Consider the following 21,632-nt stretch of genomic DNA (forward strand, 5'->3'; position numbering starts at 1 on the left):
GGGCGCGCACGGGACGGCCGGGACGGGCGCTGCGTCGGCCGTCCGCCGGCCCCGCCGCGTCCTGTGCCGCCCGTCCGGGACGGCTTCCCGGCACCTCCGGCGCGCGACGGCCGGCCGCCACCTGCTCCGCCGCCACGCCCTCCGGACGCCTTGCCGGGCTTGTCGCCGCGCCGATCCTGCGGGCTCATCTGGTCTCTCCGATCGCCTGGTCGACACCTTCGAGCGCGTCGAGGTCCGGCAGGTAGGGGGCGAGCGGGGGCAGCTCGTCCAGGCTGGACACCCCCATGCGCTCCAAGAAGTATCCCGTGGTCCCGTACAGCACCGCGCCGGTCGTCGGCTCGGTGCCGACCTCGGCGACCAGCCCGCGCGCCGTGAGGGTGCGCACGACGCCGTCGACGTTCACCCCGCGCACCGCCGACACCTGCCCGCGCGTCACCGGCTGCCGGTACGCGACGACCGCGAGCGTCTCCAGCGCGGCCTGCGTGAGCCGCGCGGTCTGGCCGTCGAGCACGAACCGCCCGACGACGTCGGCGTACGCCGGCGCGGAGTAGATCCGCCAGCCGTCCGCGACCGCACGCAGGTCGAAGCCGCGCGGCCGCCCGCCACGCTCCCCGCGGTAGTCCGCCGCGAGCTCGACGAGCAGCGCCTCGACCTCCGCGACCGGCAGGGCCAGCACCGACGCGAGCCGGACCGCGGGGATCGGCTCGTCCGCGACCATGAGGACCGCCTCCAGCGTCGCGAGCGCACCGCCCGGGAGGTCCCCGACGTCGAACGCGAGCTCGTCGGCGGCAGCGGCGTCGTCGGTCGCGTCCGCCTCCTGCGGCTCGTCGTCGATCCGGTCGTCGCTCATGCGGAGCTCCCCTCGTCCGTCGGGCTGTCCGCCCCCGTCACCACGTCGTCCCGTGCCGCGTCCGCGCCCGGCGCGCCGTGCGTCACCGCACCGTCCGGCCCGCCGGTGCCCGCGGTCGTGTCGAGCTGGTCGAAGTCGTCGGACACCTGCACGTCGCCCTCGGCGGCGCCGGTCCACCGCACCGTCAGCTCACCCAGCGCCTCGACCTGGTCGAACGCGACCGCGCCCTCCCGGAAGAGCTCCAGCAGCGCGAGGAACCGCGCGACGACGACCACCGTCGCGTCCGCGTCCGCCGTGAGCGCGCGGAACGACGCCGCGCCCGCGTGCCGCAACCGGTCGACGAGCACGGCGGCCTGCTCCCGCACGCTCACCGCGGGCGCGTGCAGGTGGCTGATGTCGACCGCCGGCGGACCGGGCCGGGGTGCGAGCGCCCGCGCCGCGAGCCGCGCGAGCTCCTCCGGGCCGACCTGCCACACGAGCTCCGGCAGCAGCGCGGCGAGGTGCGGCTCGAGCGTCACCAGGCGCGGGTGGCGCCGCCCCTCGGTCGCGAACCGCTCCGCGAGGTAGCCGGCGACCTGCTTGTACGCGCGGTACTGCAGCAGCCGCGCGAACAGCAGGTCGCGCGCCTCCAGCAGCTCGAGGTCCTCCGCGTCCTCGACCTCGGCGCTCGGCAGCAGCCGCGCGGCCTTGAGGTCGAGCAGCGTCGCGGCGACCACGAGGAACTCGCTCGCCTGGCTCAGGTCCCAGTCGCGCTCGCGGGCGCGGATGTACGCGACGAACTCGTCGGTCACGCGCCCGAGCGCGACCTCGGTGATGTCGAGCTTGTGCTTGGCGATGAGGCCCAGCAGGACGTCGAACGGCCCGCTGAAGTTGTCGAGGTGCACCTCGAAGCCGTGCGTCCCCGCCGGCGCCGGGCCGGCGGACGTCTGCTCGGGCGGGACCGCGCGCTCGTCAGGCGGCGTCGCCACGGGCGACGAGCTCACGTGCGAGCTGCCGGTAGGCCGCCGCACCGGCGTGCGTCGGGGCGTAGGTGGTGATCGGCTCGGCGGCGACGGTCGCGTCCGGGAACTTGACGGTGCGGCCGATGACCGTGTGCAGCAGCGTGTCGCCGAACGCCTCGTGCACGCGGGCCACGACCTCACGCGCGTGGAGCGTGCGGGCGTCGTACATCGTCGCGAGGATGCCGTCGACCTCGAGGCGCGGGTTGAGGCGGTCCCGCACCTTCTCGATCGTCTCGATGAGCAGGGCGACACCGCGCAGCGCGAAGAACTCGCACTCGAGCGGGATGATCACGCCGTGCGACGCGGTCAGCGCGTTCACGGTGAGCAGGCCGAGGGACGGCTGGCAGTCCACGAGCACGACGTCGTAGTCGTCGAGGACGGGCCGCAGCACGCGTGCCAGGACGGACTCGCGGGCGACCTCGCCGACGAGCTGGACCTCGGCCGCCGACAGGTCGATGTTCGCGGGCAGCAGGTCAAGCCCGGGGGTCGCGGTCGTGCGCAGGACGTCGTGGACGTGCGCGTCACGCTCCATCAGCAGGTTGTAGACCGTGCGGTCGAGCTCGTGCGGGTTGACGCCGAGGCCCACCGAGGCGGCACCCTGCGGGTCGAAGTCGACGACCAGGACCCGGCGTCCGTACTCGGCGAGCGCGGCCGCGAGGTTGATCGTCGTGGTCGTCTTGCCGACGCCGCCCTTCTGGTTGCACATCGCGATGACGCGGGCGGGGCCGTGCGCCGCGAGCAGTGCGGGGTCGGGGAAGACGGGCAGCGGTCGTCCGACTGCGTCGAGCTGCGGTTCGGTCGTCTCCTGGCTCACCACGCGGGACAACCTACCCGAGCGGGGCGTGCGTTCACCGGAGGACAGACCGTGCCGACACGATTCGGACGGCCCGTCACCGGGCGTGCGGGTGCGCGGCGGCGTACGCCTCGCGGAGCGCGTCGTCCTGCGGGGTCGCGTACAGCTGTGTCGTGGTGACCGAGGCGTGGCCGAGGAGCTCCTGCACGACGCGCACGTCAGCCCCTCGGGCGAGCATGTGCGTGGCGAACGAGTGACGCAGCGTGTGCGGGGAGATGCCGTCGGCGCCGATCAGACCGGCCCGGTGGGCCGCGCTGCGCAGGACCGCCCATGCGCTCTGGCGGCTGAGTCGCGCGCCACGCGTGTTGAGGAAGAGCGCCAGCCGGTCGGTGCCCGGTCCCCCGACGCTCAGCAGAGGCCGGGAGTCCGTCAGGTACTCGTCGAGCGCGCGGACCGCCCGGCGTCCCAGCGGTGCCACGCGCTGCTTCGCGCTGCCCGTCGCGAGCCGCACGGCAGCGCGCCGATCGGCACGGTCGAGGTCACGCAGGTCCAGCCCGACGACCTCGGAGATCCGCGCGCCCGTCGAGTAGAGCAGCTCGAGCAGCGCCCGGTCGCGAGCCGGGAGCGGCCCGCCGCCCTGTCCGGCCGCGTCGAGCAGGCGGTCGACCTCCTCGATCGAGATGGCCTTGGGGAGCCTCCGCGGCTGGGCGGGCGCCCGGACCGACCACGTCGCGTCGTCGACCGCGACGCCGTGCCGCGCGAGGAACCGGTGCCAGCCACGGACCGCGGCCACGAGGCGGGCGGCCGACGACTCGGACAGCGGCCGCCGCCCGTCGGCCCCGCTGCGCGCCGCGTCGACGAACGCCTCGACGTCGTTGCCCGCGATCTCGCCCGGCGCCGTCCGGCTGATCGACGCGAGGAAGCTCACGTACCGCTCCAGGTCGCGGCGGTACGCCTCGAGCGTGTTGTCGGACAGCCCGCGCTCGGCCAGGTGGTCCAGGTAGCGCTCGAGGGAGGCGTCGAGCTCGGTCGCCGGGGCGGGCTGCGCGTCGTCCGTCACCGGAGGTCAGAACGGCAGGAAGACGTCCACCGCGATCGCGACGGACAGCAGCGTCAGGTAGGTGATGGAGCCGTGGAACACGGTCATCGCGCGCAGCTTGCCGCGGGCCGGGTCGTTCGCGCGGCGCAGGAGCGTGACGCAGGACCAGAGGAACCAGGCACCCAGCCCCGCGGCGACGACGGCGTACACCCACGTCATGCCGGCGACCGGCACGAGGACCAGCGTGCACGCGATCATCGCGATCGTGTACGCGATCATCTCGCGCGCGACCTTCGCGTCCTTCGCGACCACCGGGAGCATGGGCACGCCGGCCGCGGCGTAGTCGTTGCGGAACTTCATCGACAGCGGCCAGTAGTGCGGCGGCGTCCAGAAGAAGATGACGCCGAACAGCACGAGGGGCGTCCACGAGACGCCGCCGGTGACGGCGGACCAGCCGATGAGCACGGGCATGCAGCCCGCGGCGCCGCCCCACACGATGTTCTGCGGGGTGCGGCGCTTGAGGATCATCGTGTAGCCGACGACGTAGATGAGGATCGCCGCGGCCGTGAGCCACGCGGACGCCGGGTTCACGACGAACCAGAGCCACGTGAGCGACCCGACCCCGAGCGCGAGCCCGAAGATCAGCGCCGCGCGCGGGCTGATCTCCCCCGTCGCCGTCGGGCGGCGCTTCGTGCGGTTCATCACCTGGTCGATGTCACGGTCCAGGTAGCAGTTGAGGACGTTGGCCGAGCCGGCCGCCGCGGCACCGCCGACGAGCGTCGCGAGCACGAGCCCGAGGCTCGGGAAGCCGCCCTGCGCCAGGATCATCGTCGGCAGCGTGGTGACGAGCAGGAGCTCGATCACGCGCGGCTTGGTGAGCGCGAGGTACGCGGCGAGCACGCGGCGGACGCGAGCGGTGCGGGTCGTGGGCGTCGTCGACGCGGTGGCCGTGGGCGCCGCCGTCAGGTGCGCACGCGGGGTCGGCGAGGCCGACGCTCCGGCGTCGTCGACTGACAGTGGGCTGCTGAGGCGCACGCGCTGCGGTTCCGTTCCTGGTCCAGCTGGGGTTGTCGCGCTGCCATGCTACGGCCTGGACCAAGGTCCCGGGTGGCGGCAGCGCCCGGGACGGGGGTGCGCGTGGTGTGAGATCGGTCGCTGCGGCAACCGGCGGATTGCGCTTTCCCGTGCCGTGGGCACCGTGACGTCCGAGGGCCGCGTGAGATATAGGCTCGACGCGCAGGGACCGACGACCGTCTCCCCCGGGACGGGTCGTGGTCCGGCGGCACCCCGGCAGAGGGTGCGCAACCAGTACGTCGGAGACGACACCCGGCCGCCGGTGCGGGTGGGAATGAGGTGCGGTGAACGCGAAGGCCCCCCTGGCGGAGACTGTCGGCTGGACCGACCTGGACCTGCGAGCCGTCGACACGGTCCGCGTCCTGGCCGCGGACGCCGTCGAGAAGGTCGGCAACGGCCACCCCGGCACCGCGATCAGCCTCGCGCCCGCGGCCTACCTGCTGTACCAGAACGTGCTCCGGCACGACCCGACCGACCCGCACTGGCTCGGCCGCGACCGCTTCGTCCTGTCGGCCGGCCACTCGGCGCTCACGCAGTACATCCAGCTCTACCTCGGCGGGTTCGGTCTCGAGATCGAGGACCTCCAGGCGCTGCGCACCTGGGGCTCCAAGACGCCCGGCCACCCCGAGTACCGGCACACCGCCGGCGTCGAGATCACGACCGGGCCGCTCGGCCAGGGCCTCGCGTCCGCCGTCGGCTTCGCGATGGCGCAGCGGCGCGAGCGCAACCTGCTCGACCCCGACGCCGCGCCCGGGACCAGCCCGTTCGACCACTACACGTACGTCATCGCGTCCGACGGCGACCTGCAGGAGGGCGTGACGAGCGAGGCGTCGTCGATCGCCGGCACGCAGGAGCTCGGCAACCTCGTCGTGCTGTGGGACGACAACCACATCTCGATCGAGGGCGACACCGAGATCGCGTTCACCGAGGACGTGCTCAAGCGCTACGAGGCGTACGGCTGGCACGTCCAGTTCGTCGACTGGACCGCGGGCGGCGAGTACCGCGAGGACGTCGACGCGCTGCACGCCGCGATCGAGGCGGCGAAGGCCGTCACCGACAAGCCGTCGTTCATCGGCATCCGCACGCTCATCGCGTGGCCCACGCCGAACAAGACGAACGACCACTCGTCGCACGGCTCGAAGCTCGGCACCGACTCGGTGCGAGGACTCAAGGAGCTCCTGGACTTCGACCCGGACGTGAGCTTCCCGGTCGAGCCCGAGGTGATCGCCCACACCCGCTCGCTCGCGGACCGTGCCGCAGCCGACCGCGCCGTCTGGCAGAAGTCGTTCGACGCGTGGCGCGAGGCGAACCCCGAGAACGCCGCGCTGCTCGACCGGCTCGTCGAGCGTCGCCTTCCCGAGGGCTGGGAGTCGGCGCTGCCGACGTTCCCCGCGGGCAAGGCCGTCGCGACGCGTGCCGCGTCCGGCGAGGTGCTCTCCGCGATCGGCCCGGAGCTCCCGGAGCTGTGGGGCGGCTCGGCCGACCTCGCGGGCTCGAACAACACCACGATGAAGGGCGCGTCGTCGTTCATCCCCGCCAAGCGCTCGACGCACGAGTTCGCGGGCGACGAGTTCGGCCGCACGCTGCACTTCGGCATCCGTGAGCACGGCATGGGCGCGATCCTGTCCGGCATCACGCTGCACGGCCTCACGCGTCCCTACGGCGGCACGTTCCTGCAGTTCGCCGACTACATGCGCGGGTCGGTCCGCCTCGCCTCGCTCATGGGCGTGCCGTCGATCTACGTGTGGACGCACGACTCGATCGGCCTCGGCGAGGACGGCCCCACGCACCAGCCGGTCGAGCACCTCACCGCGCTGCGCGCGATCCCGGGCCTGTCCGTGGTCCGCCCGGCCGACGCCAACGAGACGGCGCAGGCGTGGAAGGCGATCCTGGAGCGCACCGAGGGGCCCGTCGGCCTCATCCTCACGCGCCAGAACGTCCCGACGTTCCCGCGCGGCGAGGACGGCTTCGCCGGTGCCGAGGGCGTCGCGCGCGGCGCCTACGTGCTCGTCGACGCGAGCAACGGCTCCCCCGAGGTCATCCTCATCGGCACGGGCTCCGAGGTGCAGCTCGCCGTCGCGGCGCGCGAGACCCTCGAGGCCGCGGGCGTCCCGACGCGCGTCGTCTCGGCGCCGTCGCTCGAGTGGTTCGCCGAGCAGGACGAGACCTACCGCGAGTCGGTGCTGCCGTCCTCGGTGCGGGCCCGCGTCTCGGTCGAGGCCGGCATCGCGCTGTCGTGGCACAAGATCGTCGGCGACGCCGGCCGCTCCGTGTCGCTCGAGCACTACGGCGCCTCGGCGGCCTTCGAGAAGCTCTACGAGGAGTTCGGGATCACCGCGGACGCGGTCGTCGCGGCCGCCCACGAGTCGCTCGCCGCGGCCCGTGGCGACGCGGCACCGTCCGCCGCCTCGGCGGCGCCGACGCAGAGCGGGACGGGCGACCTCCCGGCCTGAGCACGCGGGTCCGATCGGACGACCGGTCCCGCGCACCCGGGGCCGTCAGTGGGAAGAAGGGGAAGCACGATGGCACCGAGCAGCACCCCGGTCGCACGACTCACGGAGGCGGGGGTGGCGATCTGGCTGGACGACCTGTCCCGTGAGCGCCTCCGTACCGGAGACCTCGCCGACCTCGTCGAGAACCTCGGCGTGGTGGGCGTGACGACCAACCCGACGATCTTCGCGTCGGCCCTGTCGAAGGGCGACGCCTACGACGAGCAGCTCCGTGAGCTCACCGCCGAGGGCGTCGACGTCGACGAGGCGGTCTTCCGCATCACGACGGACGACGTGCGCGCGGCCGCCGACGTCCTGCGACCGGTCTACGACCGGACCGCGGGCGTCGACGGTCGCGTGTCGATCGAGGTGGACCCGCGGCTCGCGCGGGACACCGACGGCACGATCGCGTCCGCGAAGGCGCTCTGGTCGACCGTGGACCGGCCCAACGTGTTCATCAAGATCCCCGCGACGGTCGAGGGGCTGCCGGCCATCACGGCTGTCCTGGCGGAGGGGATCAGCGTCAACGTGACGCTGATCTTCTCCCTCGACCGCTACCGCGCCGTGCTCGACGCGTTCCTCGCGGGACTCGAGCAGGCACGCGAGAACGGGCACGACCTCGCCCCGATCGCCTCGGTCGCGTCGTTCTTCGTGTCGCGCGTCGACGCGGCGATCGACCCGAAGCTCGACGAGCTGGCGACCCCCGAGGCCGCGGAGCTGCGCGGCAAGGCGGCGATCGCCAACGCGCGCCTCGCGTACGGGGTCTACGAGGAGGTCGTCGGCGGCGACCGGTGGAAGGCCCTCGCGGCCGCCGGTGCGCACCCCCAGCGGCCGCTGTGGGCGTCGACCGGCGTCAAGGACAAGGCGTACCCGGACACGCTCTACGTCGACGAGCTCGTCGTCGCGGGCGTCGTCAACACCATGCCCGAGGCCACGCTGCGCGCGGTCGCGGACCACGGCGGCGACGCGCACGACACCGTCACGGGCACCGGCGCCGCGTCGGCCGAGGTCATCGACCGGCTCGCCGAGCAGGGCGTGGACCTCGACGAGGTCACCGTCCAGCTCGAGGAGGAGGGCGTGTCGAAGTTCGAGGCGAGCTGGGAGCAGCTGCTGTCGACCGTGCGCACCGGCCTGTCCGAGGCGCAGGCGCAGGTCGCGGCCGGTGAGGCCCGGTGAGCGCGAAGGTCGCCGAGGGCCAGAACCCGCTGCGCGACCCGCGCGACCGGCGGCTGCCCCGCATCGCCGGTCCGTGCGGTCTCGTCATCTTCGGCGTGACGGGTGACCTCGCCCGCAAGAAGCTCATGCCGGCCGTGTACGACCTGACGAACCGCGGGCTCCTGCCCCCGGGCTTCGCGCTCACCGGGTTCGCCCGGCGCGACTGGGCGACGCAGGACTTCGCCCAGATCGTGCACGACTCCGTGAAGGAGCACGCGCGCACGCCGTTCCGTGAGGCGACGTGGCGCCAGCTGTCCGAGGGCATCCGCTTCGTGCAGGGCACGTTCGACGACGACGACGCGTTCGACCGGCTGAGCCAGACCGTCGAGGAGCTCGACGTCTCGCGCGGCACGGGCGGCAACCACGCGTTCTACCTGTCGATCCCGCCGAGCTCGTTCCCCGTCGTCTGCAAGCAGCTCGCGCGCTCGGGCCTCTCGCAGCCGAAGGACGGCACGTGGCGACGCGTCGTCATCGAGAAGCCGTTCGGCCACGACCTGGCGAGCGCGCGCGAGCTGCAGGACATCGTGTCGAGCGTGTTCCGGCCGGACGACATCTTCCGGATCGACCACTACCTCGGCAAGGAGACGGTCCAGAACCTGCTGGCGCTGCGGTTCGCGAACCAGCTGTTCGAGCCGATCTGGAACGCCAACTACGTCGACCACGTGCAGATCACCATGGCCGAGGACATCGGCATCGGCGGCCGCGCCGGGTACTACGACGGCATCGGCGCCGCGCGCGACGTCATCCAGAACCACCTGCTGCAGCTCCTCGCGCTCACCGCGATGGAGGAGCCCGTGTCGTTCGACGCCGAGGGCCTCCGCGCCGAGAAGATCAAGGTGCTGTCGGCCGTGCGCAACCCCCGCGACATCGGCAAGCACACGGCGCGCGGCCAGTACACCGCGGGCTACCAGGGCGGCGAGAAGGTCGTCGGCTACGCCGAGGAGGAGGGCTTCAACCCGAATTCCACGACCGAGACGTACGCCGCGATCCGCGTCGACATCGACACGCGCCGCTGGGCCGGCGTGCCGTTCTACCTGCGGACCGGCAAGCGCCTGGGCCGCCGCGTCACCGAGATCGCCGTCGTGTTCAAGCGCGCACCGCACCTGCCGTTCGAGTCGACCGCGACCTCCGAGCTCGGCAACAACGCGCTCGTCATCCGCGTGCAGCCCGACGAGGGCGTGACGCTGCGGTTCGGCGCGAAGGTGCCCGGCACGGCGATGGAGGTCCGCGACGTCACGATGGACTTCGGCTACGGGCACGCCTTCACCGAGTCCTCCCCCGAGGCGTACGAGCGGCTCATCCTCGACGTCCTGCTCGGCGACCCGCCGCTGTTCCCGCAGCACCAGGAGGTCGAGCTGTCCTGGAAGATCCTCGACCCGATCATCGACCACTGGGCCTCGAAGGGCGGCAAGCCCGACGAGTACCGGGCGGGCACATGGGGGCCGGCGTCGGCCGACGAGATGATGGCGCGTGACGGACGCGCGTGGAGGCGACCGTGATCATCAACCTGCCGGACACCACCACACGCGACATCAACAAGCGCCTGCTCAAGGAGCGCGACGAGGGCGGCGCCGTGGCGCTCGGTCGCGTGCTCACGCTGCTGATCGACGCGGGCACGCACGACCCCGAGGACGCGATCGACGCGGCCAACGACGCGAGCCGCGAGCACCCGTGCCGCGTCATCGTGCTGGCCAAGGACTCGCACGACCGCACGTCGAGCCTGGACGCGCAGATCCGCCTCGGCGGCGACGCGGGCGCGAGCGAGGTCATCGTGCTGCGCCCGTCCGGGGCCATCGACCGGCACCTCGACACGCTCGTCATGCCGCTGCTGCTGCCCGACGCGCCGATCGTCACGTGGTGGCCGTACGAGATCCCCGACGTGCCGTCCGAGCACCCCCTCGGCCGCATGGCGCAGCGCCGGATCACGGACTCGACACAGTGCCGCAAGCCCAGCGCCGAGCTCCGCAAGCTGTCGAAGGTCTACGCCGACGGCGACACCGACCTCGCGTGGACCCGGGCCACCCTGTGGCGCGGGCTCATCGCGGCCACGCTCGACCAGCCGCCGTACGAGCCGGTCCGCAAGGCCGTCGTCACGGGCGAGAGCACGCACCCGTCGGTCGACCTCATGGCGGCGTGGCTCGCGGAGTCGCTGCGCTGCCCGGTCGAGATCGAGCGCCTGGCCGACGCACCGGCGATCACGCAGGTGCGTCTCGAGCGCGCGTCGGGCGACATCGTGCTCGACCGTCCCGACGGCAAGACAGCGGCCCTGCGCCAGCCCGACCAGCCCGAGCACCGCATCGCGCTGCCGATCCGTCAGCTGCGCGAGTGCCTCGCGGAGGAACTGCGCCGGCTCGATCCCGACGAGGTCTACGGCGACGTCCTGCAGAAGGGCCTCGCGAGGATCGACACGTGAGCCGCCGCGACGTCGTCGTCCACCCGGACGCCACGGTCCTCGCGGAGGCCGTCGCCGCACGGCTGCTGACCCGGCTGCTCGACCTGCAGTCGCACCGCTCCCCCGTCCACGTCGTCCTCACGGGCGGCACGGTCGGGATCGCGTCACTGGCCGCGGTCGGGCGCAGCCCGCTGCGCGACGCGGTCGACTGGTCGGGCGTGCACGTGTGGTGGGGCGACGAGCGGTTCCTGCCGGCCGGGGACGCCGACCGCAACGAGACGCAGGCCCGCGAGGCGCTGCTCGACGGTCTCGACGCCCTCCCGCCGGAGAACGTCCACCCGATGCCGGCGCTGTCCGACGACGTGCCGACGCCCGAGGCGTCCGCCGCGGCCTATGCCCGCACGCTGGCGGAGCACGCCCCGCCCGGGCTCGTCGCCCCGCGGTTCGACGTCACGCTGTTCGGGATGGGCCCGGACGGTCACGTCGCGTCGCTCTTCCCGGGGCACGACACCGTGTCCGTCACCGGGGTGGCGACGGTCGCGGTGCACGACTCCCCCAAGCCGCCGCCGCTGCGCGTGTCGCTGACGTTCGACGCCATCCGCGCGTCGCGCGAGGTGTGGGTCGTCGCGGCGGGTGCGGAGAAGGCCCCCGCGGTCGCCTCGGCGCTGGCCGGGTCCCCGGTCGCGGAGACGCCCGCCGCGGGTGCCCTCGGCACCGAGCGCACCCTCTGGCTGGTGGATGCCGCCGCGACCCAGGACGCGGCGCCCGGCGCACCCACCGCCGCACCGGCGAGCGACGAGGGCGTCGACCCGCTCGCCCGCTGGACGGCTGTCGACACCTGGTTCGAGCAGCTCGCCCCGCAGGACGTCGCGCTGGTCGACGCCGCGCACAGCGCCCGCGAGGCGGGTCTGCCCGACATCGCCGTGTCGGCGCTTCAGGGGAAGCTGCTGCACCTGCTCGCGCACGGTGTGGGTGCGCGGCGCGTCCTCGAGCTCGGCACGCTCGGCGGGTACAGCACGCTGTGGCTCGCGCGTGCGCTGCCGGAGGACGGGCGCGTCGTCACGCTGGAGATCTCGCCCGAGCACGCACGGGTGGCGTCGGAGACCTTCGCCCGCGCGGGCGTCGACGAGCGTGTCGACGTGCTCGTCGGGCCGGCGACGGAGACGCTCGCCCGCCTCACGGCCGACGGCGTCGAGCCGTTCGACCTGGTGTTCGTCGACGCCGACAAGCAGACGCTCGCCGAGTACGTGGACACCATCGCGGACCTCGTCCGACCGGGCGCGCTCGTCGTCGTGGACAACGTCGTGCGCGGCGGCGCGGTCGTCGACCCGCGGCACCCCGACGAGCGGGTGCAGGGCGTGCAGCGCTTCGTCGCGAGCGTCGCGCAGGACGCCCGCTGGGACGCCACGGTGCTCCAGACCGTCGGGTCGAAGGGGTACGACGGCTTCGCTCTGCTGCGCCGCACGGACCGCTAGCACGCGCCCTGCATGACGAAGGGCCCCCGCCGCTCAGCGGCAGGGGCCCTTCGTCGTGGTGCGTGGTCTCAGCCGGTCGTCCGGCTGCCGCGGCGCGCGCGGAGCGCGGCGAGTGCCTCGTCGAGGATCGCGGCACCGTCCTCGTCGGACCGCCGCTCCTTCACGTACGCGAGGTGCGTCTTGTACGGCTCGTTCTTGCTGGGGGACGGAGGGTTCTCCTGGTCCTGACCGGCCGGGAAGCCGCAGCGCGGGCAGTCCCACGTCGCGGGCGCCTCCTCGGCGGCCTCCTCCGCGAAGCTCGGCCGCGTCTCGTGGCCGTTCGCGCACCAGTAGGAGATCCAGATCCGCGGTGCGGCGTCGCCCCTCTCGGCCTCGCCCATCGGGCCGGCTCCGACTCGCGACCCCCTGATCGCGCTCCCGCTCGCCATCGACAGCCCTTTCAGCTCGCCGTGCGCTCGATGAGGCCGAGCAGCACGATCACGACGGTCCAGAACAGGGCCACACCGATGGTGATCCGGTTGAGGTTGCGCTCCGCGACGCCCGAGCTGCCCGCGCTGCTGGAGATGCCGCCGCCGAACATGTCGGACAGGCCGCCGCCCTTGCCCTTGTGCAGGAGCACCAGCGGGATGAGCAGGAGGCTGGACAGGACCAGCAGCACCTGGAGGGTGATGCGCAGGGCGTTCACGGCGGAGTCGTTCCTCACTGGACGGGCGCGTCGGCCGGCCGGATGGCGGCGACGCTGCGGTGGACCGCGGTACAGGGTAGGCGACTCGTGGCGGGAAAAGCCACCACCGCCCACAGGCGTGGGGCCCCGCGCCGCGACGAGCGCGTGCGCGGGGCCCCGGTGCCTGTCAGGTCAGAGACCGACCTCGTGCGACTGGAAGCGCACGATCTTGGCGAACTCCTCGGGGTCGAGGCTCGCCCCACCGACGAGCGCGCCGTCGACGTCGGGCTTGGCCATGATCGACGCGACGTTGGACGACTTCACCGAGCCGCCGTAGAGGACGCGCACGGCCTGCGCCGTCTCGGCGTCGTACAGCTCCGCGACGCGGCCGCGGATCGCCTCGGACATCTCCTGTGCGTCCTCGGGGGTCGCCGTCTCCCCCGTGCCGATCGCCCACACGGGCTCGTACGCGATGACGAGCGTGCGGACCTGCTCGGCGGTCACGCCCTGCAGGGCCGCGTCGAGCTGCGCGAGCGTGTGCGCGACGTGCTCGCCCGCCTTGCGGGTCTCGAGCAGCTCGCCGATGCACAGGATCGGCACCAGACCGGCCTTCAGCGCGGAGTGCACCTTGGTGTTGATCAGCTCGTCCGACTCGGCGTGGTACTCGCGCCGCTCCGAGTGACCGACCAGCGCGTAGGTCACGCCGAGCTTGGTGAGGAACAGCGGCGAGATCTCACCGGTGTACGCACCGGACTCGTGCGCCGACAGGTCCTGCGCGCCGTAGGCGATCTGCAGCTTGTCGGCGTCGACGAGCGTCTGCACGCTGCGCAGGTCGGTGAACGGCGGGATGACCGCGACCTCGACCGTGGCGTAGTCGTGCTTGGCGTCCTTGAGCGTCCACGCGAGCTTCTGCAGCGTGTGCGTCGCCTGGTGGTGGTCCAGGTTCATCTTCCAGTTGCCCGCCATGAGCGGGGTGCGCTGCGTCATGCTCAGTCCTCCAGGACAGCGATGCCGGGGAGGGTCTTGCCCTCGAGGAACTCCAGGCTGGCGCCGCCGCCCGTGGAGATGTGGCCGAAGCCGGCCTCGTCGAAGCCGAGCGTGCGCACGGCCGCAGCCGAGTCGCCGCCGCCGACGATGGTGAACGCACCGTTGGCGCCCGCGTCGACGAGCGCCTGCGCGACGGCACGCGTGCCACCCGCGAACGCCTCGAACTCGAACACGCCCGCGGGGCCGTTCCAGACCACGGTCTTGGCGTCGACGATCTTCGACGCGAACAGCTGCTCCGACTCGGGGCCGATGTCGAGGCCGATCTTGCCGTCCGGGATCGCGTCCGCGGCGACGACCGACGACGGCGAGTCCGCCTTGAACTCGTCGGCGACGCGGATGTCGACCGGCAGCACGATCTCGACGCCGGACTCCTCCGCCTGCGCGAGGTAGCCCTTGACCGTGTCGATCTGGTCGGCCTCGAGCAGCGAGCTGCCGACCGAGTAGCCCTTGGCCGCGAGGAACGTGAAGAGCATCCCGCCGCCGATGACCAGGCGGTCCGCCTTGGTCAGCAGGTTGGAGATGACGCCGAGCTTGTCGGACACCTTGGAGCCGCCGAGCACGACGACGTACGGCCGCTCGGGGTTCTCGGTCGCCTTCTTGAGCGACTCGACCTCGTTGAGCACGAGCTTGCCGACCGCGTGGGGCAGCTTGAGCGCGACGTCGTAGACCGACGCCTGCTTGCGGTGCACGACGCCGAAGCCGTCGGAGACGTACACGTCCGCGAGGGCCGCCAGGTCGTCGGCGAGCGACGCGCGCTCCTCCTCGACCTTGGACGTCTCGCGCGCGTCGAAGCGGATGTTCTCGAGCAGCGCGATCTGGCCGTCCTCGAGCGCGGCGACGGTCTCGCGGGCGGACTCGCCGACCGTGTCCTTCGCGAGCGCGACGGGCTGGCCGAGCAGCTCGCCGAGGCGCGCGGCGACGGGCGCGAGCGAGTACTTGTCCTCCGGGGCGCCCTTCGGGCGGCCGAGGTGCGCGGTCACGATCACGCGCGCGCCGGCGCCGAGCAGCGCCTGCAGCGTCGGGAGGGCGGCGCGGACACGGCCGTCGTCGGTGATCGTCGTGCCGTCGAGCGGCACGTTGAAGTCGGAGCGGACGAGCACGCGCTTGCCGCGCAGGTCGCCGAGGTCCTCGATGGTCTTCATGGTCTCCTACCTTGCAGAACCGGCCGGCTCACGTCGGTCGGGGGTCCGAGGGGTGCTCACACGACAGCGTCCGCGTGCGCCGAGGCCGGTGGCCGGGGCGCACGCGGACGCATGACGTGTGCTGCGGGGGTGCGTCAGAGACGGTCGCCCACGTACTGCGTGAGGGTGACGAGCGAGTTGGAGTAACCCCACTCGTTGTCGTACCAGGCGATGATCTTGACCTGGTCGCCGATCACCTTCGTGAGCTTCGAGTCGAAGATGCTCTGGTGCGGGTTCGTGACGATGTCGCTCGACACGATCTCGTCCTCGACGTACTCCAGGACACCCTTGAGCGGGCCCTCGGCGGCGGCCTTGACCGCGGCGTTGACCTCGTCGACCGTGACCTCGCGCGAGGCGGTGAAGGTCAGGTCCGTGGCGGAGCCGGTGATCGTCGGCACGCGGAGCGCGAAGCCGTCGAGCTTGCCCTTGAGCTCGGGGAGCACGAGGGCGACGGCCTTGGCCGCACCGGTCGAGGTCGGGACGATGTTCTGCGCCGCGGCGCGGGCGCGACGGAGGTCGCGGTGCGGGCCGTCCTGCAGGTTCTGGTCGCCCGTGTAGGCGTGGATCGTCGTCATGAGGCCGCGCTCGATGCCGATGGCGTCGTTGAGGGCCTTGGCGACCGGGGCGAGGCAGTTCGTGGTGCACGACGCGTTCGAGATGATGTGCTGCGTCGCCGGGTCGTACTGCTCGTGGTTCACGCCGACGACGAACGTGCCGTCCTCGTTCTTGGCGGGCGCCGAGATGATGACCTTCTTGGCGCCGGCGTCGATGTGCGCCTTGGCCTTGGTGGCGTCCGTGAAGAAGCCCGTCGACTCGATGACGATGTCCGCGCCGAGCTCCGCCCAGGGGAGGTTCGCCGGGTCGCGCTCCTCGAGGGCGCGGATCTTCTTGCCGTCGACGATGATGTTCTCGTCGTCGAACTCCACGCTCAGCGGGAAGCGGCCGAGGACCGTGTCGTACTTGAGCAGGTGCGCCAGCGTCTTGTTGTCCGTCAGGTCGTTGACACCGACGATCTCGATGTCCGCGCCCGACGCGACGATGGCCCGGTAGAAGTTGCGACCGATACGACCGAAGCCGTTGATGCCGACCTTGATGGTCACTTGCCCTCCTCGGCAGCGCCGACGAGGTCGGCGCACACAATGGGTGTTGGGGTCAACGCACGCCGATGTGCGTTCCGCTCGCCCTCGACCGACTCATGCGCAGCACGTGACGGTCGTGTGACGATCGGATGACGCAACCCTATACCCGTGACGGAGGCCACGCGGGCCGGAGGTCCCAGGGTGGACACCCGTCCGGGTGCCTACGCGGAGGTCCTCCCAGGTCAGCCCCGGGACGGTGTCAGAGGTCGAGGAGGTCGGGGCTCAGGCTCGCCTCGGTGTCGGGGATCCCGAGCTCCGCGGCCTTCTTGTCGGCCGTCGCGAGGAGCCGGCGGATGCGACCCGCGACGGCGTCCTTCGTGAGCGCGGGCTCCGCGAGCTTGCCGAGCTCCTCGAGCGACGCCTCCTTGTGCGCGAGCCGCAGCTCGCCGGCCTCGCGCAGGTGCTCGGGCAGGTCGTCGCCGAGGATCTCGAAGGCCCGCTCGACGCGTGCGCCCGCCGCCACGGCCGCCCGGGCCGAGCGGCGCAGGTTGGCGTCGTCGAAGTTCGCGAGCCGGTTCGCGGTGCCGCGGACCTCACGGCGCACGCGCCGTTCCTCCCAGACGAGCATCGTCTCGTGCGCGCCGAGGCGGGCGAGCATCGCGGAGATCGCGTCGCCGTCGCGGATCACGACCCTGTCGACGCCGCGCACCTCGCGGGCCTTGGCCGCCACGCTGAGACGACGGGCCGCACCGACGAGCGCGAGCGCGGCCTCCGGACCGGGGCACGTCACCTCGAGCGCCGACGACCGGCCGGGCTCCGTGAGCGAGCCGTGCGCGAGGAACGCACCGCGCCACGCGGCCTCCGCCTCGGCGACGCCGGCCGACACCACCTGCGGGGGCAGGCCGCGCACCGGGCGGCCGCGGTTGTCGAGCAGACCCGTCTGCCGGGCCAGCGACTCGCCGTCCTTGACCACGCGGACCACGTACCGGCTCCCCCGCCGCAGGCCGCCCCCGGAGACGACGATGATGTCGCTCTCGTGCCCGTACACCTCGGAGATCGCCTGCCGCAGCCGGCGTGCGGCGATGCCCGTGTCGAGCTCCGCCTCGATGACGATCCGCCCCGAGATGATGTGCAGCCCGCCCGCGAACCGCAGCGTCGCCGAGACCTCGGCCTTGCGGACGGACGTGCGGTCCACCTTCAGACGCGCGAGCTCGTCCTTGACCTGTGCCGTCAACGCCATGGCGTCATCCTGCCATCTGGGACGAGCGTCCGGGTCCGGTCCGAGGGGTCAGCGCTGGCCGTCGGCCCGGGTGCCCACGTCGCCCAGGAAGCCCTCGACCACGTCGCGGAAGGCGGCTGCCAGGCGCAGCGGGTCGTGCAGGGGCGTCCCGTCGCCCCGGCCGACCTGACGCAGCAGGAGCTGCGCGCCGAGGCGGTCGGTCGTCGCGCTGAGCACGTCCACGTCGTCGACCGCGCCCGGGTCCGCGACGACCGCGTCGACCCGCAGGTCGGGTGCGTGGGCGTGCAGCGCCTCGAGGTGCTCCTCGGCGCGCATGCCCTCCGTCTCCCCCGACTCGGGCGAGAGATTGAGCGTGACGATCGTGCGCGCCCTCGTCCGCTGCAACGCGTCACGCAGTCCCGGCACGAGCAGGTGCGGCATGACGGACGTGTACCAGGAGCCCGGTCCGAGGATCACCCAGTCGGCCTCCTCGATCGCCGCGACCGCCTCCGGGCACGCCGGCGGGTCGGTCGGCTCGAGACGCAGGTGGTCGATGCGGCCCGTCGTCGTCGCGACCGAGACCTGGCCCCGGACGCGCTCCGGTGTCCCGTCCGCGTGCACGACGTCGGCCTCGATCTGCAGCGGCACCGCCGCCATCGGCAGCACCCGCCCGCGCGCGCCGAGCAGGCGCCCGACCCAGTCCAGGCCCTCCACGGTGTCGTCGAGGAGCTCCCACAGCGCCACGATCAGCAGGTTGCCGACCGCGTGCCGGTCCAGCGGCCCGTCGGACGCGAACCGGTGCTGCAGCACGTCGCGCCACGTCCGGCCCCACTCGGAGTCGTCGCACAGCGCGGCGAGCGCCATCCGCAGGTCACCGGGCGGCAGGACGCCGAGCTCGTGCCGGAGCCGGCCCGACGACCCGCCGTCGTCGGCGACGGTCACGACGGCCGTGATGCGGTCCGTCATGAGCCGCAGCGCCGACAGGGTCGCGGACAGACCGTGCCCGCCGCCCAGGGCGACGACGGCCGGTCCGGAGCCGCGGGGAGCACGCTGGGACGGCGGGACGCTCATTCCTTGCCGAGGTCCCGCGCCGACACGGCGACCTGGTGGCCACGCTCGCGCAGCCGCGCCGCGATCGCCTCGCTGATCGCCACGGACCGGTGCTTGCCGCCCGTGCAGCCGACGGCGATGGTCACGTAGCGCTTCTCCTCGTTGAGGTAGCCCGCGAGCACGGGTTCGAGCGCGTCGACGTACCGGTCGACGAACTGCACGGCCCCCGGCAGGCCGAGGACGTAGTCGCGCACGGGCGCGTCCCGTCCCGTGAGGTGCCGCAGCTCGGTCACCCAGTACGGGTTCGCGAGGAACCGCACGTCGACCACGTGGTCGGCGTCCAGCGGGATGCCGTACTTGAAGCCGAACGACAGGACCGAGACCCGCAGGACGTCGGCGGTCGCGCCCGCGACGATCGAGCGGATCTCCCGGGCGAGGTCGTGCACGTTGAGGTCCGACGTGTCGACCACGGTGTCCGCCCGCTCGCGCAGGTCGCTGAGGACGGCCCGCTCGGCCGCGATGCCGTCGAGGATGCGTCCCTCGCCCTGGAGCGGGTGCGGGCGGCGCACCTGCTCGTAGCGGCGGACGAGGACCTCGTCGGACGCGTCGAGGAAGAGGATCCGGTGGTCGACGCCCGCGGCGCGCAGCCCGTCGAGGACCTGCAGCACGTCGGCGAAGAACTCGCGCCCGCGGACGTCGAGGACGGCCGCGAGCCGCTGCGCGCGCTCCCCCGTCGGGCCGCTCGTGAGCATGCCGACGAGGTGGGTGAGCATCTGCGCGGGGAGGTTGTCGACGACGTACCAGTCGAGGTCCTCGAGCACGGCGGCGGCACGGGTCCGACCCGCGCCGGACATGCCGGTGATGATGAGCAGCTGCGGTGCCGCGAGGCGCGGGCCCTCCGCCGCGGCCTCGAGCGCCGGGATGCCGGAAGGGACGGTGATCGGCGACGGCTCGTCGGTCATGACCTCAGCATGCCAAACCCGTCCTCGACCGACGCGGCCGTGGCGTCCGTCGGCGCGTCGCCGTCGGACGTCGCGGGCACGACGGTCTCCGCCGCGGCGGGCGCGTCCCCGGCGAGGGCCGCGACCACGGCCGCGGCCGTGCGCTCTCCCATGCCCGGGACGCTGGCGATCTCCTCGACCGACGCCGCCCGCAGCCGCTTGACGCTGCCGAAGTGCCGGAGCAGCGCCGCGCGCCGGGCGGGACCCAGGCCGGGCACGTCGTCGAGCACGGAGACCGTCATGCCCTTGGAGCGGCGGCGCCGGTGCGCGGTGATCGCGAACCGGTGTGCCTCGTCGCGGAGCCGCTGGAGCAGGTACAGCCCCTCGGACGACCGCTGCAGGATCACCGGGTAGTCCTCGCCGGGCAGCCACACCTCCTCGAGGCGCTTGGCGAGTCCGCACAGTGCGACGTCGTCGATGCCGAGCTCCGCCATCGCCGCGGCCGCGGCCGCGACCTGCGGCTGGCCGCCGTCGACGACGACGAGGTTCGGCGGGTACGCGAATCTCTGCGGGCGCCCGGTCGACTCGTCGACGGGGCCCGAGCGACGCGGCTCGTCGTCGTCCTCCCCGAGCCCGAGCTCGACGTCGCCCGCGTTGGACCGCTCCGCGAGGTACCGGCGGAACCGGCGCGTGATGACCTCGTGCATCGCGGCGGTGTCGTCGCGCGCGCCGTCGCCGTCCGGCCCGCGCAGGTTGAACAGCCGGTACTCGCTCTTGCGTGCGAGCCCGTCCTCGAAGACGACCATCGACGCCGACTGGAACGTCCCCTGGTTGTGGGAGACGTCGAAGCACTCGATCCGCAGCGGCGCCGACGCGAGGTCGAGCGCCTCCTGGATCTCGCGCAGCGCCTGGCTGCGGGTCGTCAGGTCGCCGGCCCGGCGCGTGCGGTGCAGCATCAGCGCGTGCTCCGCGTTGCGGTGCACGGTGGCCGCGAGCTCACGCTTGTCGCCGCGCTGCGGCACCCGGACCTGCACGCGCGACCCGCGCAACCCGGTCAGCCAGTCCTGCACCTGCTCGACGTCGGGCGGCGGGACGGGGACGAGGACCTCGCGCGGCACCGACGCCGTCCCGGAGTCCTCCTCGGTGCCGTACACCTGCTGCAGCAGGTGCTCGACGAGCTCGGCGTCCGTGACGTCCTCGACCTTCTCGACGACCCAGCCGCGCTGACCACGGATGCGCCCGTCGCGGACGTGGAACACCTGCACCGCGGCCTCGAGCTCGTCGCCCGCCAGCGCGAAGATGTCGGCGTCCGTGCCGTCCTTAAGGACGACGGCGTTCCGCTCGGTCGCCTTCTCCAGCGTGGCGATGTCGTCGCGCAGGCGGGCCGCCTGCTCGTAGTCGAGCTCTGCCGCGGCCTCCTTCATGCGGGCGGTCAGGCGTCGCGTGAACTTGGCGGTGTCGCCCGCCATGAAGTCGCAGAAGTCCTGCGCGAGCGCGTGGTGGTCGTCGGGCGAGATCCGGCCGACGCACGGCGCGGAGCACTTGTCGATGTACCCGAGCAGGCACGGTCGCCCCTGCTGGTGCGCGCGCTTGAAGACGCCCGCGGAGCACGTCCGGACGGGGAAGACGCGGAGGAGGAGGTCGACGGTCTCGCGGATCGCCCACGCGTGCGCGTACGGGCCGAAGTAGCGCGTCCCCTTGCGCTTGGCACCGCGCATGACCTGCACGCGCGGGAACTCGTCGGCCATCGTGACCGCGAGGTACGGGTACGACTTGTCGTCCCGGTACTTCACGTTGAACCGCGGGTCGAACTCCTTGATCCACGTGTACTCGAGCGCGAGCGCGGCGACCTCGGTCGGTACGACCGTCCACTCCACCGACGCGGCCGTGGTGACCATCTGCTGCGTCCGCGGGTGCAAGTTGTGCACGTCCTGGAAGTAGCTCGACAGCCGGGAACGCAGGCTCTTGGCCTTCCCGACGTAGATGACGCGGCCGTGCTCGTCGCGGAAGCGGTAGACGCCCGGGGAGTCCGGCAGCTCCCCCGGTGCGGGGCGGTACGTGGCGGGATCAGCCATGCCGTCGAGCCTAGGCGCTCGTTCCGACACCCTCCGCCGGGCGCCCGG

The 21,632-nt window shown here is 72.9% G+C and carries 19 protein-coding genes; 5 read left to right on the plus strand and 14 right to left on the minus strand.

Annotated features, from left to right (window positions below; translation table 11 throughout):
* Positions 1–184: 184 nt before the first annotated feature.
* The 5 genes from scpB to OOT42_RS10545 form a co-directional block, all read right to left on the minus strand.
* Positions 185–850: an SMC-Scp complex subunit ScpB gene (gene scpB, locus OOT42_RS10525; protein WP_273651175.1), complete on the minus strand. Its 666-nt coding sequence runs from the start codon at positions 848–850 to the stop codon at positions 185–187.
* Positions 847–1,818 carry a segregation and condensation protein A gene (locus OOT42_RS10530; RefSeq protein WP_273651176.1) on the minus strand — a complete coding sequence of 324 codons (972 nt, stop codon included), beginning with the start codon at positions 1,816–1,818 and terminating at the stop codon, positions 847–849. The genes scpB and OOT42_RS10530 overlap by 4 nt, the downstream gene beginning before the upstream one ends.
* Complete coding sequence (locus OOT42_RS10535; RefSeq protein WP_273651177.1) at positions 1,802–2,668, minus strand: ParA family protein; 867 nt, start codon at positions 2,666–2,668, stop codon at positions 1,802–1,804. Before OOT42_RS10535 ends, OOT42_RS10530 begins: the two co-directional genes overlap by 17 nt.
* Positions 2,669–2,741: 73 nt before the next feature.
* A complete protein-coding gene (locus OOT42_RS10540; protein WP_273651178.1) occupies positions 2,742–3,704 on the minus strand; it encodes a tyrosine recombinase in 963 nt (320 codons plus the stop codon).
* 6 nt (positions 3,705–3,710) lie between these two features.
* The gene (locus OOT42_RS10545; protein ID WP_423775879.1) at positions 3,711–4,583 is read right to left on the minus strand and encodes a heme o synthase; all 873 of its coding nucleotides are present in this window, start codon (positions 4,581–4,583) and stop codon (positions 3,711–3,713) included.
* Positions 4,584–5,041: 458 nt separating this feature from the next.
* On the opposite strand from OOT42_RS10545, the gene tkt reads away from it, so the two are divergent.
* From tkt to pgl, 5 genes are all read left to right on the plus strand, one after another.
* Positions 5,042–7,210: a transketolase gene (tkt, locus tag OOT42_RS10550; RefSeq protein WP_273651180.1), complete on the plus strand. Its 2,169-nt coding sequence runs from the start codon at positions 5,042–5,044 to the stop codon at positions 7,208–7,210.
* Between the two features lie 69 nt (positions 7,211–7,279).
* Positions 7,280–8,422: a transaldolase gene (gene tal, locus OOT42_RS10555; protein WP_273651181.1), complete on the plus strand. Its 1,143-nt coding sequence runs from the start codon at positions 7,280–7,282 to the stop codon at positions 8,420–8,422.
* Positions 8,419–9,960 carry a glucose-6-phosphate dehydrogenase gene (gene zwf, locus OOT42_RS10560; protein WP_273651182.1) on the plus strand — a complete coding sequence of 514 codons (1,542 nt, stop codon included), beginning with the start codon at positions 8,419–8,421 and terminating at the stop codon, positions 9,958–9,960. The genes tal and zwf overlap by 4 nt, the downstream gene beginning before the upstream one ends.
* The gene (locus OOT42_RS10565) at positions 9,957–10,874 is read left to right on the plus strand and encodes a glucose-6-phosphate dehydrogenase assembly protein OpcA (protein WP_273654820.1); all 918 of its coding nucleotides are present in this window, start codon (positions 9,957–9,959) and stop codon (positions 10,872–10,874) included. The genes zwf and OOT42_RS10565 overlap by 4 nt, the downstream gene beginning before the upstream one ends.
* A complete protein-coding gene (gene pgl, locus OOT42_RS20235) occupies positions 10,871–12,328 on the plus strand; it encodes a 6-phosphogluconolactonase (RefSeq protein ID WP_337251868.1) in 1,458 nt (485 codons plus the stop codon). The genes OOT42_RS10565 and pgl overlap by 4 nt, the downstream gene beginning before the upstream one ends.
* Positions 12,329–12,396: 68 nt before the next feature.
* On the opposite strand, the gene OOT42_RS10580 is transcribed toward pgl, so the two are convergent.
* From OOT42_RS10580 to uvrC, 9 genes are all read right to left on the minus strand, one after another.
* Positions 12,397–12,756 (minus strand): RNA polymerase-binding protein RbpA, encoded by a 360-nt coding sequence (locus tag OOT42_RS10580; RefSeq protein WP_273651183.1) that lies wholly within the window; start codon positions 12,754–12,756, stop codon positions 12,397–12,399.
* An 11-nt stretch (positions 12,757–12,767) separates the two neighbouring features.
* Positions 12,768–13,013, minus strand: a complete 246-nt coding sequence (gene secG, locus OOT42_RS10585) for a preprotein translocase subunit SecG (protein ID WP_168678336.1) — start codon at positions 13,011–13,013, stop codon at positions 12,768–12,770.
* Between the two features lie 171 nt (positions 13,014–13,184).
* Entirely contained in the window at positions 13,185–13,979 is a 795-nt protein-coding gene (tpiA, locus tag OOT42_RS10590; protein ID WP_273651184.1) for a triose-phosphate isomerase, read from the minus strand.
* Between the two features lie 2 nt (positions 13,980–13,981).
* Positions 13,982–15,181: a phosphoglycerate kinase gene (locus OOT42_RS10595; RefSeq protein WP_273651185.1), complete on the minus strand. Its 1,200-nt coding sequence runs from the start codon at positions 15,179–15,181 to the stop codon at positions 13,982–13,984.
* A 134-nt stretch (positions 15,182–15,315) separates the two neighbouring features.
* Positions 15,316–16,320 (minus strand): type I glyceraldehyde-3-phosphate dehydrogenase, encoded by a 1,005-nt coding sequence (gene gap / locus OOT42_RS10600; protein WP_162351948.1) that lies wholly within the window; start codon positions 16,318–16,320, stop codon positions 15,316–15,318.
* A 238-nt stretch (positions 16,321–16,558) separates the two neighbouring features.
* Positions 16,559–17,539 (minus strand): DNA-binding protein WhiA, encoded by a 981-nt coding sequence (gene whiA, locus OOT42_RS10605; RefSeq protein WP_273651186.1) that lies wholly within the window; start codon positions 17,537–17,539, stop codon positions 16,559–16,561.
* Between the two features lie 48 nt (positions 17,540–17,587).
* Positions 17,588–18,589, minus strand: coding sequence for a gluconeogenesis factor YvcK family protein (locus tag OOT42_RS10610; RefSeq protein ID WP_273651187.1), 1,002 nt, complete (start codon positions 18,587–18,589; stop codon positions 17,588–17,590).
* Positions 18,586–19,530 carry an RNase adapter RapZ gene (rapZ, locus tag OOT42_RS10615; protein WP_273651188.1) on the minus strand — a complete coding sequence of 315 codons (945 nt, stop codon included), beginning with the start codon at positions 19,528–19,530 and terminating at the stop codon, positions 18,586–18,588. Before rapZ ends, OOT42_RS10610 begins: the two co-directional genes overlap by 4 nt.
* Positions 19,527–21,584 carry an excinuclease ABC subunit UvrC gene (uvrC, locus tag OOT42_RS10620; RefSeq protein ID WP_273651189.1) on the minus strand — a complete coding sequence of 686 codons (2,058 nt, stop codon included), beginning with the start codon at positions 21,582–21,584 and terminating at the stop codon, positions 19,527–19,529. The genes rapZ and uvrC overlap by 4 nt, the downstream gene beginning before the upstream one ends.
* Positions 21,585–21,632: the final 48 nt, after the last annotated feature.

Origin of the sequence: Cellulomonas fimi, from assembly GCF_028583725.1 — a bacterium.
GTDB lineage: Bacteria > Actinomycetota > Actinomycetes > Actinomycetales > Cellulomonadaceae > Cellulomonas > Cellulomonas fimi_B.

Coding starts and splice junctions, on each gene's coding strand:
- OOT42_RS10580 (WP_273651183.1), bottom strand. CDS start 12,756: ATGGCGAGCGGGAGCGCGATCAGGGGGTCGCGAGTCGGAGCCGGCCCG.
- scpB (WP_273651175.1), bottom strand. CDS start 850: ATGAGCGACGACCGGATCGACGACGAGCCGCAGGAGGCGGACGCGACC.
- OOT42_RS10595 (WP_273651185.1), bottom strand. CDS start 15,181: ATGAAGACCATCGAGGACCTCGGCGACCTGCGCGGCAAGCGCGTGCTC.
- uvrC (WP_273651189.1), bottom strand. CDS start 21,584: ATGGCTGATCCCGCCACGTACCGCCCCGCACCGGGGGAGCTGCCGGAC.
- rapZ (WP_273651188.1), bottom strand. CDS start 19,530: ATGACCGACGAGCCGTCGCCGATCACCGTCCCTTCCGGCATCCCGGCG.
- tal (WP_273651181.1), top strand. CDS start 7,280: ATGGCACCGAGCAGCACCCCGGTCGCACGACTCACGGAGGCGGGGGTG.
- tpiA (WP_273651184.1), bottom strand. CDS start 13,979: ATGACGCAGCGCACCCCGCTCATGGCGGGCAACTGGAAGATGAACCTG.
- OOT42_RS10610 (WP_273651187.1), bottom strand. CDS start 18,589: ATGAGCGTCCCGCCGTCCCAGCGTGCTCCCCGCGGCTCCGGACCGGCC.
- whiA (WP_273651186.1), bottom strand. CDS start 17,539: ATGGCGTTGACGGCACAGGTCAAGGACGAGCTCGCGCGTCTGAAGGTG.